The following is a 12,859-nucleotide window of genomic DNA, read 5'->3' on the forward strand; positions in this document are numbered from 1 at the left end:
CAAATATGAAGAAAACACCTTTTACGGATATCCACATTGAACTCGGGGCGAAAATGCATGAATTTGCAGGTTATAATATGCCTATTGAATATTCCGGTATAATAGATGAGCATATGACTGTATGCACAGGAGTAGGAGTATTTGATGTTTCGCATATGGGCGAAATATGGGTTAAAGGTCCACGTGCCGAAGCTTTCCTGCGACGGATGATGAGTAATGATGTGGCTTCCCTAGAAATAGGAAAAGCGCAGTATTCTGCCATTATAAACGACCAGGGAGGGATTGTGGATGATATAATCGTATATCATTACGAACCGGAAAAGTATATGCTTGTTGTGAATGCATCTAATATAGAGAAGGACTGGAAATGGTTTACGGAGCATAACGATGAATTTGCGGACTTGGAAAATGCTTCGGATAAAATTGCGCAATTGGCTATACAAGGACCTAAAGCCTTGGCTACGTTGCAGAAATTGACAAAAATAGATTTGACCAAGATTCCTTATTATTCATTCGCGATAGGAAGTTTGACTGGTTCCGGATTAGATAATGTGATTATATCCAATACCGGATATACTGGTGCGGGAGGCTTTGAAATCTACTTTTATCCGCAATATGGTGTAGATATATGGAATGCTTTGTTTGAGGCAGGAAAAGAATTTGGAATCAAACCTATCGGACTTGGCGCACGCGATACATTACGTCTCGAAATGGGATTCTGCCTCTATGGTAATGATTTGGATGATACAACCACTTCTATCGAGGCCGGACTGGGCTGGATAACTAAATTTACGGAAGGGCGGAATTTTACTGCACGTCCCATATTAGAGAAACAAAAGGCAGACGGTGTAAGCCGTAAGTTATGCGGATTTCATATGCTGGAAAAGGGAATACCGCGTCATGGGTACGATATAGTAAATGATAGGAATGAAAAAATCGGAATAGTAACATCCGGAACAATGTCGCCGACTGCAAAAATAGGCGTTGGGATGGGCTATATTAAACCAGAGTATGCAGCATTAGGTACACCGGTTTTCATCAAAGTGCGTGATAAGAATCTGAAAGCAGAAGTGGTGAAACCGCCTTTCAGAAAGTTGTAAGATATGAACAGAAAAAGGGATTCCACCCGGAATCCCTTTTTTATCAGTTCTTTAAAATTACTTTTTGTCAGCTTTTTTATCTTTAGTGCAACAAGCTTTTTTATCAGCAGCCTTGTCTTTGGTGCATTCTTTCTTGTCTTTTGCAGATTCTTTTTTATCTTTCGTGCATTCTGTTTTGGCTTTACAGCACTCTTTTTTAGGAGTAGTATCCTGAGCCATTACACTTGATGATGCAACAAAAGCGATACACATGATAACTGACATTAGAAGTTTTTTCATCTCTTTCTTTTTTTAATTGTTTGGTTACATACTGAGTTTGGTAATGTTACAAATATAAGTGCTATTCGGCTATAATATTATTAACAGAAGTTAAATGTGTAATACCTTATAGATAATCATTCTAAATTAGTATTCGAAACGACCAAATTCACTTTCTATCACCAGTTCTGTTTTATCTGATTTTTCAACAAAACCGACTATCTGTGCATCGATTCCGTATGATTTGGAGGTTTCAATTACTTCCTGGGCATATTCCGGTGATAAGTATATCTCCATGCGGTGTCCCATATTAAATACCTTATACATTTCTTTCCAGTCTGTACCGGATTGCTCCTGTATAAGCTTGAATAATGGAGGAACAGGAAATAGATTATTCTTCGTAATTTTCACATTATCAACAAAATGTAAAACTTTGGTTTGTGCGCCACCTGAGCAATGTACCATGCCATGGACATGAGATCTTAGCTTTTCCAATATCTGTTTAATGACAGGCGCATAGGTGCGGGTAGGGGAGAGCACCAGTCTTCCCGCATCTATATCTAAACCCTCTATATCATCGGTTAACTTCATATTTCCGGAATATACCAAATCCAGAGGGATAGAAGAGTCATAACTTTCAGGATACTTGGCTGCAAGATATTTGGCGAATACATCGTGGCGTGCTGATGTAAGACCATTGCTACCCATTCCGCCATTATATTCTTTCTCATATGTAGCCCGGCCGTATGATGAAAGCCCAACGATAACATCTCCTCCCTGTATTTTGTCATTGGAGATTACATCAGACCGTTTCATGCGACAGGTAACAGTACTGTCCACAATAATCGTGCGTACCAAATCGCCTACATCGGCTGTTTCACCGCCTGTAGGATATATATTGACACCGAGGTTTGATAATTCTTCACATAAGTCGTTTGTCCCGTTTATAATGGCTGATATAACTTCGCCGGGAATCAGCATTTTGTTTCTGCCGATGGTGGATGATAGTAGTATATTATCGGTTGCGCCAACACATAGCAGATCGTCGATGTTCATTATCAATGCATCCTGGGCAATACCTTTCCAGATGGATATATCTCCGGTTTCTTTCCAGTAGATATATGCAAGGGATGATTTAGTACCGGCTCCGTCGGCATGCATTATATTGCAGTATTCGGGATCCCCGCCCAGTATATCAGGAATTATTTTGCAAAATGCTTTTGGAAATATTCCTTTGTCAATGTTCTTTATAGCATTGTGTACATCTTCTTTCGATGCGGAAACTCCTCGCTGGTTATATCGTTGATCGCTCATGTTTGTTATTAATAAGTTTATTTAAAGTCTCAGACCTATTTATTTTCGGACAAAGTTAATAAAATCAGACTGATTTTGAAACTTCGGTAGCTAAAAGGAAACAGCCTGCAAATATCTTTATTCTACAGGCTGTTAATATACATACATTTACTGTTTTGGCTTAAATTTAATAGTCTTTTACTTCCCAACCTAATGCACTGGCACCAAGTACCGCAGCATCGCTTTCCTTAAGTTCCGACATTAATAGTTTTATCTTATTACGGTAAATAGGGAGCAGATTCTCTTCCATATGCTTACGCACAGGATCGAAGATAAGTTTGCCGGCCTTTATTAAACCTCCAAATAAGATGATAGCTTCAGGACTGGAAAATGCAACGAAGTCGGCGAATGATTCTCCTAAAACCTGACCTGTATATTCGAAAATTTCCTTAGCCAGTTTATCGCCTTTTACAGCCGCATCATATACATCTTTTGATGTGATTTCATCGATGGCCAACTCCCGCAATACACTTGGGTCCTTTCTTGTTTGCAGATATTCTTTAGCTGTACGGGCAACACCTGTAGCTGAACTGTATGTTTCGAGACATCCTTTTTTCCCGCAACCGCACATACGGCCTTCGCGGATAGCTGTTGTATGCCCTAATTCTCCGGCAAATCCATCATGTCCATATACTAACTGGCCATTTACCACAATACCGCTACCGACACCGGTTCCCAATGTAATAACAATGAAGTCTTTCATTCCGCGTGCTGCACCATAGGTCATTTCGCCGATTGCAGCTGCATTTGCGTCATTTGTAAGAGCTACGGGTATATTTAATTTGTCAGTAAGCATTTGAGCCAATGGAATTACACCTTTCCAAGGGAGATTTGGTGCAAATTCGATACAACCGGTGAAAAAGTTACCATTTGGTGCTCCAACTCCAATACCTTTGATATTTCCCGAACCTCCGACCTGATCTATTATCTCCTGAACACCAGCTGATAGATGGTCTACGTATTCGTTTATTTCTTTGTAAGCACCTGTTTTTATAGAACCCTGATTTATGATATGGCCGCGCTTGTCGACTATACCGAAAACAGAGTTAGTTCCACCGATATCGATTCCAATAGCATATGGTTTTTCCATGATTTATATTATGTTAATTCAACAATGAAATTATTTTTGTGATAATGCGTACAAATATAATCAATTCTGTGGTAAAATAAGGACTTTAAAAGTGAATAATAAAGCTTTCCTTTAGTTAAAAAGAGGTTATTTATGAGCGTTTTAAGTATATATCCAACACTTTATTGGCCGCAACAAACGAACTCATATGTGAATTTAACACTTGGCTTTCACATAAAATCAACTCTTTCTGTACTTCCGGATCGTTATAAAAATTACTTTTCAGCCTTTCATTAATAGTTTCATACATCCAGAATCTGGATTGGGAATTACGTCTGTGTTCAAAGTAGCCGCTTTTCTTAACAAAATCGATGTATTCATCTATCATATTCCATACTTCATCAATTCCTATTTCATAATAGCCGGAATATGTCAGGACCTTAGGCTCCCAGCCGGAATCGGGTAGAGGAAACAAATGCAGAGCATTCTGAAAATGTGATTGAGCCAAACGCGCCTTTTCTATATTGTTGCCATCTGCCTTATTAATAACAATTCCATCCGCCATTTCCATTATTCCGCGTTTGATCCCTTGCAATTCGTCTCCGGTTCCGGCTAATTGGATTAATAGAAAGAAGTCGACCATTGAATGTACAGCCGTTTCAGATTGTCCAACTCCAACAGTTTCAACTATAATACGATCAAAGCCGGCAGCTTCACACAAAATGATTGTTTCCCGCGTTTTGCGGGCAACACCGCCAAGTGAGCCTGCAGAAGGGGAGGGGCGGATAAAGGCCCTTTTCTCTACAGATAACCGTTCCATGCGGGTTTTATCCCCCAAAATACTTCCTTTGGTAAGTTCACTGGATGGGTCGATCGCTAATACCGCTACTTTAGAGCTTTCATTTTCTTTCAGGATGTGCATCCCAAAAGCGTCTATAGAAGTACTTTTTCCTGCACCGGGAACACCTGTAATCCCCACACGTACAGAATTACCCGTGTATGGGAGACATTTTTCGATAACTTCCTGAGCTATAGACTGATGTTCTGCCTTTGCACTTTCTATAAGTGTAACGGCTTGACCCAGAATGCTTATATTTCCCTTTAGTATACCTTCAACATATTCGGATACGGTATATGTTTTACGTTTGAATTTTTTGAAGCTATCTAAGTAGGGATTAACTGTCGGCTGTTCTCCTGTACCTTTATTTACGCGCAATCCCTGAAATTGTTCGTCGTTTTCGAAATGTTCCATGTATTTGCTTATTGCTATGAATAAGTCAGGATAGAAAAGTTATAGGGGACCATTAAAATATGTAATTAAACATAATAGTAATTATATAACTTTTATCTGAATTTATTCCTTGATTAATTTTAATCTTTAATTTAGCTTGTAAATATAGCAAAAAACAACGAGAAGATAATAAAAAGAAAAGCATCTATAGAGATTTCTACAGATGCTTTCTTATATATTTATAGAACTTAGTTCAATGCGCTGAGTTCTTTGTCTATTGCTTCTAATTCTTTCGATTTATCTACATTCAAAAGACTCAGGTTATAATAAACGTTCTGTAGTTTCATTAATGCTGGTCTTAAGTCTAAACTTTCAGCATTTTTGCTCTTCAGAATATCACGATATTTTTCCAGATACGGCAGAGCTTTTGAGTATAACTCTGTTGTTTGCTTGTCCATATCAGCCTGTTCTTTTCTGTTAGTCGATTGTCCGGCTTTTTCCTTCATATCCTGTGCCTGCAATACATATAGTACACCTAATCCTTCTAAAGCTCTTTCGCAGTTAGCATCAGCATTTAGAGCTGTCTGATATGCAGGCTCTGCCTGAGCATAATCTTTTTGTTCTGAATATAAAGATGCTTTCACACTCATCAGGTCACATGTATTTGTAGGATCATTTACAATTGCCTGATCAAGGTATGCGATAGCTTCTGTAGTCTTACCTCCTCTGATATATTCATTAATCAGATTTGGCGTAAAATATTTATTCTTAGGAAATTTCTGAGCACCTTCCAATAAAGCATTTACATAAGCTACGCTATCATCTATTTGTTGATACTCGCTTGTAAGCAATTCATATACATCACTTTCTTTATATGTACTGTTTTGAATGTATGGCTCTGATATTAGCTTTTTCAAGAGTTTTATTGAACGCGGATGGTCTTGAGACTGGATTGAACTGATCACTGCATAGTATTTAATTGTTTGATATGTAGTGTCTTGCAGGTTGAAATCTGCTTGCGTATCTTCAAACATAGCCAATGTTGGTAGTTCCCAATATCTTTCAAAGAAGTCTGCAGCTTTTTTGAAATCTTTTTTATCGTTATAGAATACACCGCCATTGATATAGAATCTGTGGCCGTCTCTCATATTTTTAACGATATCTTTTCTGAATTTATTTTTTACCTGGCCCTTTTCGTTTGGTACCTGGCCCAGTTCGTCAGCTTTGATATATGGGTCATACATATTGTATAAGCCAACGTACATAGCTTCTTCGTTACCACCTTTTCCTGTTATTTCTTTTTGCATTTCTAAAGTACGCTCATCGTCGAATGCTTTGTATTCAATATCTCCGGCTATTTTCCATGTTTCAGGATCACTTGCTGTTTCCGGGTTTGTCAAAGCTGGCTTAATAAGTTCTCTTGCCTCCGGAACATTGTTTTTCATCGCTGATTTAGCATCTTTCACAGCTTTCTTCTGAGCGAACGAAAAGCTGGCAAGTAAGCATAATGATGTTACTAATAATATACGTTTCATAAAATCATTTATTTTAAAATTAATTATTCCTCAGTTATTTCTGTATTGTTTGTATTGTCTGTTTCATTATCCGGAATGTCAACATCTTCTATATCATCCGGTTCTGATTCAGATTCTACTTTACAGATTGATGCGATTTCATCATTTCTTTTTCCCAGATTTATGAGCCTTACTCCCTGAGTAGCACGTCCCATAGTGCGAATATCTGAAACTTTTAGACGAATAGTGATACCAGACTTGTTAATAATCATTAAATCGTTTTCGTCAGTAACACTATTTATAGATACAAGCTTACCTGTTTTCTCTGTAATATTAAGAGTTTTAACCCCTTTACCTCCACGACTTGTAATACGGTAAACCGGTACTATTTCGCCGTTTTCATCGAGTATTTCGTTTCCTTCTTCGTCTTTTTCGTTCAGATTTGTACGTTTACCGTAGCCTTGTTCCGAAACTACCATAATGGTTTCGTTTTTCTGGGCTTCTTTTGACATAGCCAACATACCGATTACTTCATCCTGTCCGTCTTCATCTAAACGCATACCACGTACTCCGGTTGCTGTCCGTCCCATTACCCGCACATCTTTTTCATTGAAGCGGATGGCGCGTCCGTTGCGGTTAGCAAGTAAAATTTCACTTTCGCCGTCCGTCATCAGGACTTCGATTACTTTATCTTCTTCACGGATAGTGATTGCATTCACACCGTTCTGGCGTGGACGGGAATAGGCTTCCAGACTTGTTTTCTTTATCACGCCTTCTTTTGTACAGAAAATCAGATAGTGACTGTTTATAAACTCAGTGTCACTGAAACCTCTCACACGAACAAATGCCGTTACTTTATCATCAGAATCAATATTCAGCAGGTTCTGAATTGCACGTCCTTTCGAATTCTTGGTTCCTTCAGGTATATCGAATACACGCAGCCAGTAACATTTTCCTTTTTGTGTAAACAGCAACATGTAATTGTGCATAGATGCCGGATAAATATGCTCTATAAAGTCTGTATCGCGTGTCTCGGAACCTTTTGCTCCTACTCCACCTCTGTTTTGCGCCCTGAATTCAGATAGAGGAGTACGTTTGATATAGCCAAGATGTGAAATGGTAATAATCATTTCATCATTAGAATAGAAATCTTCCGGATTAAGCTCTTCTGATGCATATACAATCTCCGTACGGCGTGCATCGCCATATTTATCCCTTACTTCAATTAATTCATCAGTAATAACTTTCATACGAAGCTCTTCATTTACCAGAATTTCATTCAGATAGGCTATTAATTTTTGTATTTCATCATATTCGTTGCGCAGCTTATCCTGTTCCAGACCCGTCAACTGGCGCAGACGCATTTCAACGATAGCACGGGCCTGTATTTCAGAAAGTTTGAATCGCTCTATCAAGCTCTCTATAGCTTCTTGAGGCGACTTGGAGGCTCTGATGATAGCAATGACTTCATCGATATTATCTGAGGCTATGATTAATCCTTCTAATATATGAGCACGTTCTTCTGCTTTGCGAAGTTCATAAATAGTCCTGCGGGTTACAACGTCAATTCTGTGTTCAACGAAAAAGCCTATCATTTCTTTTAGGTTCAACGTTTTTGGCCGGCCTTTGACCAGGGCGATATTATTTACACTGAATGAAGATTGTAATGCCGTAAGTTTATACAGTTTATTGAGGACTACATTCGCATTTGCATCACGTTTGATATCCACAACAATACGCATACCCTGACGGTCCGATTCATCATTGACATTGCTGATTCCTTCCAGGCGCTTTTCTCCAACCAGATCAGCTATATGCTTAATCAACTCTGCTTTATTTACAAGATACGGAATTTCTGTAATCACGATCTTTTCATGATTACCTTCCATTTCTATTTCGGCACGACCACGCATAACCACGCGTCCGCGACCTGTTTCGAAAGCATCAATAACACCCTGGTAACCATAAATAAAACCTCCCGATGGAAAATCCGGGGCTTTTATGTGTTGCATCAATCCGGCAGTATCGATGTCTTTATTTTCTATATATGCAATGGTGGCATTGATAGCTTCGGTCATATTGTGCGGAGCCATATTGGTAGCCATTCCCACAGCTATACCTGATGCACCATTGATAAGCAAATTCGGAATACGTGTAGGGAGAACAGTCGGCTCTTTCAATGTGTCATCGAAATTCAACTGAAAATCAACCGTTTCCTTATCTATATCTTTAAGCATTTCTTCGGCCAAACGGCTAAGTCTTGCTTCCGTATAACGCATGGCAGCAGGCATATCACCATCCACACTACCCATATTACCTTGTCCGTCTACCAACAGGTAACGCATGCTCCATTCCTGAGCCATACGCACCATTGCAAAATAAACTGATGAATCGCCATGTGGGTGATACTTACCTAATACTTCTCCGACTATTCTGGCGGATTTTTTGTGTGGTTTGTTAGATGCGTTACCAAGTTCGCTCATACCGAAAAGAATACGGCGGTGAACGGGTTTGAATCCGTCCCTTACATCAGGTAATGCCCTCGATACTATTACCGACATTGAATAATCAATGTAGGCCGATTTCATCTCATCCTCGATGTTAATCTTAATAATTCTGTCCTCTGTTTCTGCCATTATTTTAAGATAAAATTTTTATTCTCAAATATTTGTGAAGTACCTCGGAAATAAGGTATTTTCTAGTGTTCAAAAAACATGCTAAGATACAAATTTTCTTTGTATTAAGAAAATATAATATGGCAAAAAAGCCCGATGAATACTAAATTTCATCGGGCTTTTTGTATTTAATTATTAGCAGGTTTAAGAATAAATCAAGCATTCAAAATGTAACCGGCTAATTCATTTCTTTTGTGTACTAAGATCATTCGTTTTTACCGTGACAGTTCTTATATTTCTTACCACTTCCACAATAGCAAGGGTCGTTTCTTCCCGGCTTTTTATCTACATGTACGGGTGCTATCTTCGGCGCTCCCTGTGGTTGCGAAGGTCTTTGTCCTCCTCCCTGAGAAGCGTTTCCGTCTTCCATTTCATTACGTTCTGTGCGATAGCGGCTATAATCCGTCTTTTGCTCCGGGGCTGCCTGACGCACCTGTTCCGGTTCACGCACAGGTATTTGTCCGCGCATCAGTATTGTAACCGCTTTACCGTTAACACTGTTGAGCATGGATTTGAACAAGTTGAATGATTCCAGTTTGTAGATCAATAAAGGGTCTTTCTGTTCATAGCTTGCATTCTGTACAGACTGGCGAAGTTCGTCCATTTCGCGAAGATGTTCCTTCCATTCTTCGTCTATGGTGTGCAATACGATTGCTTTTTCAAACGATTTGATAATATCCTTCGACTGGCTGTCGTATGCTTCTTTCAGATTGCATGATATATTGTAGACGCGTTTTCCGTCTGTGATAGGAATCAGTATGTTCTCGAATTTATCACCTTGTTCTTCATAGACCTGTTTGATTACCGGATTGGCTATTTCAGCCAGACGATCCATCTTATGTTTGAAGTTCTGAACAGCTCTGTCATAAATCTGATCTACCATTGCATCCGATTTCATTGTGCGGAAACTGGCTTCATCGAACGGAACTTCAATAGCAAGCAAGCGTAACAGATCTATCTTTAATCCTTCGTAGTCAAGATTGTCTGCATATTGCTCTACTATATTCACGGCAGTGTCGTAGAACATATTCACGATATCGATTCCGATACGTTCGCCCATAAGTGCATGGCGACGACGTTTGTAAATGACCTCACGTTGTGAGTTCATCACATCATCGTATTCCAGCAAACGTTTACGGATACCGAAGTTATTTTCTTCCACTTTCTTCTGCGCGCGCTCTACTGATTTACTAAGCATGTTATGTTCAAGCATTTCGCCTTCTTTGAAGCCCATACGGTCCATCATTCCGGCAATACGTTCCGATGCGAACAGACGCATCAGGTCGTCTTCCAGCGAGATGTAGAATACGGAAGAACCCGGGTCACCCTGGCGTCCTGCACGACCACGCAACTGGCGGTCTACACGGCGCGATTCGTGCCTTTCAGTACCTATAATAGCCAACCCTCCGGCTTCTTTTACACTAGGAGCAAGCTTGATGTCGGTACCACGACCGGCCATATTGGTGGCAATGGTAACTGCCCCCGGTTGTCCGGCTAAGGCCACAACTTCGGCTTCACGCTGGTGCAACTTGGCATTCAGTACGTTATGCTTAATCTTACGCATGGTAAGCATCTTACTCAACAACTCGGAAATTTCCACCGAAGTAGTACCCACAAGTACAGCACGGCCTTGATTGACAAGCTCTTCTATCTCGTGTATAACAGCAGTATATTTTTCACGTTTTGTTTTATATATACGGTCGTTCATATCCTTACGGGCAATTGGCCTGTTCGTAGGGATTACAACCACATCGAGCTTGTAGATATTCCACAACTCGCCTGCCTCTGTTTCTGCCGTACCGGTCATACCCGAAAGTTTGTGGTACATACGGAAATAGTTCTGCAGGGTAATAGTTGCAAATGTTTGTGTGGCAGCTTCTACTTTCACACGTTCTTTCGCTTCTATTGCCTGATGCAGCCCATCAGAGTAGCGGCGGCCATCCATGATACGGCCTGTTTGCTCGTCTACAATCATTACTTTGTTGTCGATGACAACGTATTCGTCATCTTTCTCAAACAAAGCATATGCTTTAAGTAATTGGTTCACTGTATGTACTCTCTCCGATTTGATAGAGTAACTCTGCATCAGTTCGTCTTTCTTTTCAGCTTTTTGTGCATCGGTCAACGACTGATTTTCCAAGTCGGAAAGGAGTGCGCCGATATCCGGCAATACAAAGAATAACGGGTCGTCGGAATTACCTGTAAGCAGGTCGATTCCCTTATCTGTAAGCTCTATGCTATTATTCTTTTCATCGATAACGAAGTACAAGTCGTCAGTAACAATATGCATATTGCGCATCTGTTCTGCCATATAATGCTCTTCCGTTTTCAGCATCGACGATTTTATCCCCGGTTCACTAAGGAATTTAATAAGCGGCTTGTTTTTAGGAAGCCCCTTGAATGAGCGATATAACAATAGACTACCTTCTTCCTGTTCTTTTTTATCTTCCGAAGCCATTTTTGCTTTAGCTTCCGCAAGTAATTTAGTACAAAGGTCTCTTTGTGCTTTTACTATAATTTCTACACGCGGACGGAATTCCTCAAATAATTGTTGCTCTCCTCTAGGTATAGGTCCTGATATAATTAATGGAGTACGTGCATCGTCAATCAATACGGAGTCAACCTCGTCCACAATTGCATAATTGTGTTTGCGTTGTACAAGGTCTGACGGATTAATCGCCATATTATCACGCAGGTAGTCGAAACCGAATTCATTGTTAGTTCCGAATGTGATGTCTGCCTGATATGCTTTGCGACGGCCTTCCGAGTTTGGTTGATGTTTATCTATACAGTCTACAGACAGTCCGTTGAACATATAGATAGGCCCCATCCATTCCGAGTCACGTTTTGCAAGGTAGTCATTCACTGTTACCACGTGCACACCGTTTCCTGTAAGGGCATTGAGGAATACAGGCAAGGTACCTACCAGCGTTTTACCTTCCCCTGTGGCCATTTCGGCAATTTTACCTTTATGCAGCACAACCCCTCCGAAGAGCTGTACATCGTAATGGATCATATCCCAGACTATTTCGTTTCCTCCGGCAGTCCAGTGATTGTAATAAATAGCCTTATCGCCGTCTATGTCAACAAAATCGTGTGTTTCAGCAAGTTCTCTGTCGAAATCGGTTGCTGTCACTACAACTTCTTCGTTTTGAGTGAAACGGCGGGCGGTTTCTTTTACTATTGAAAATACTTCGGGAAGTACTTTTTCGAGTACTTCTTCATATTTATCGGTAATTTCCTTTTCCAGTTTGTCCACTTCTGCCCAAACGTCTTCGCGCTGATCTATTTCCAGTGCTTCAACCCCGGCTTTCAGCTCGGCAATCTTATTTTTTTCGGTGGCTACATAGTCTTGTACCTGTTGCCTTATTTCAGCAGTTTTGGCGCGTAATTCGTCATGAGAAAGTTTTTCTATCGACGGATATATTGCCCTGATGCGGTCTACATACGGATTAATCTCTTTTAAGTCGCGTTGAGATTTGTTTCCGAATAATGATGATAAAATATCAGCGAATCCCATATAACTGTTTTATTTATTTCAAGATTTAAATATTTAAATATTAAAAAATTTCAAGATTGACCACTCAGGTCAATTTTCTATTCAAGTTTCAGGATTGTAAATTTTGAAATTTTGAAACCTGAAATTTTGAAATTATATA

General features: G+C 39.8%; 8 protein-coding genes. 1 reads left to right on the top strand and 7 read right to left on the bottom strand.

The genetic code is table 11. The features are described 5' to 3' along the window. The first annotated feature begins 5 nt into the window (after positions 1 to 5). Complete coding sequence (gene gcvT, locus B3317_RS15545) at positions 6 to 1,100, top strand: glycine cleavage system aminomethyltransferase GcvT (protein WP_291113256.1); 1,095 nt, start codon at positions 6 to 8, stop codon at positions 1,098 to 1,100. Between the two features lie 57 nt (positions 1,101 to 1,157). Here gcvT and B3317_RS15550 read toward each other — a convergent pair whose 3' ends face one another. The 7 genes from B3317_RS15550 to secA all read right to left on the bottom strand — a co-directional run bounded on the left by B3317_RS15550 (position 1,158) and on the right by secA (position 12,720). Further along, positions 1,158 to 1,379, bottom strand: coding sequence for a hypothetical protein (locus B3317_RS15550; protein ID WP_291113257.1), 222 nt, complete (start codon positions 1,377 to 1,379; stop codon positions 1,158 to 1,160). Between the two features lie 126 nt (positions 1,380 to 1,505). After that, positions 1,506 to 2,672: an AIR synthase related protein gene (locus tag B3317_RS15555; protein WP_291113258.1), complete on the bottom strand. Its 1,167-nt coding sequence runs from the start codon at positions 2,670 to 2,672 to the stop codon at positions 1,506 to 1,508. 166 nt (positions 2,673 to 2,838) lie between these two features. Next, on the bottom strand, positions 2,839 to 3,801 hold the full coding sequence (locus B3317_RS15560) for an ROK family protein (protein ID WP_291113259.1): 963 nt from the start codon (positions 3,799 to 3,801) through the stop codon (positions 2,839 to 2,841). A gap of 130 nt (positions 3,802 to 3,931) precedes the next feature. Continuing rightward, on the bottom strand, positions 3,932 to 5,032 hold the full coding sequence (gene meaB / locus B3317_RS15565; RefSeq protein ID WP_291113260.1) for a methylmalonyl Co-A mutase-associated GTPase MeaB: 1,101 nt from the start codon (positions 5,030 to 5,032) through the stop codon (positions 3,932 to 3,934). Between the two features lie 227 nt (positions 5,033 to 5,259). Next, on the bottom strand, positions 5,260 to 6,546 hold the full coding sequence (locus B3317_RS15570) for a tetratricopeptide repeat protein (protein WP_291113261.1): 1,287 nt from the start codon (positions 6,544 to 6,546) through the stop codon (positions 5,260 to 5,262). A 23-nt stretch (positions 6,547 to 6,569) separates the two neighbouring features. After that, positions 6,570 to 9,161 (bottom strand): DNA gyrase subunit A, encoded by a 2,592-nt coding sequence (gene gyrA, locus B3317_RS15575; RefSeq protein ID WP_291113262.1) that lies wholly within the window; start codon positions 9,159 to 9,161, stop codon positions 6,570 to 6,572. A 244-nt stretch (positions 9,162 to 9,405) separates the two neighbouring features. Next, on the bottom strand, positions 9,406 to 12,720 hold the full coding sequence (gene secA / locus B3317_RS15580; RefSeq protein WP_291113263.1) for a preprotein translocase subunit SecA: 3,315 nt from the start codon (positions 12,718 to 12,720) through the stop codon (positions 9,406 to 9,408). Between the last annotated feature and the right edge of the window lie 139 nt (positions 12,721 to 12,859).

Origin of the sequence: Dysgonomonas sp. UBA7710 (assembly GCF_002482385.1) — a bacterium.
GTDB lineage: Bacteria > Bacteroidota > Bacteroidia > Bacteroidales > Dysgonomonadaceae > Dysgonomonas.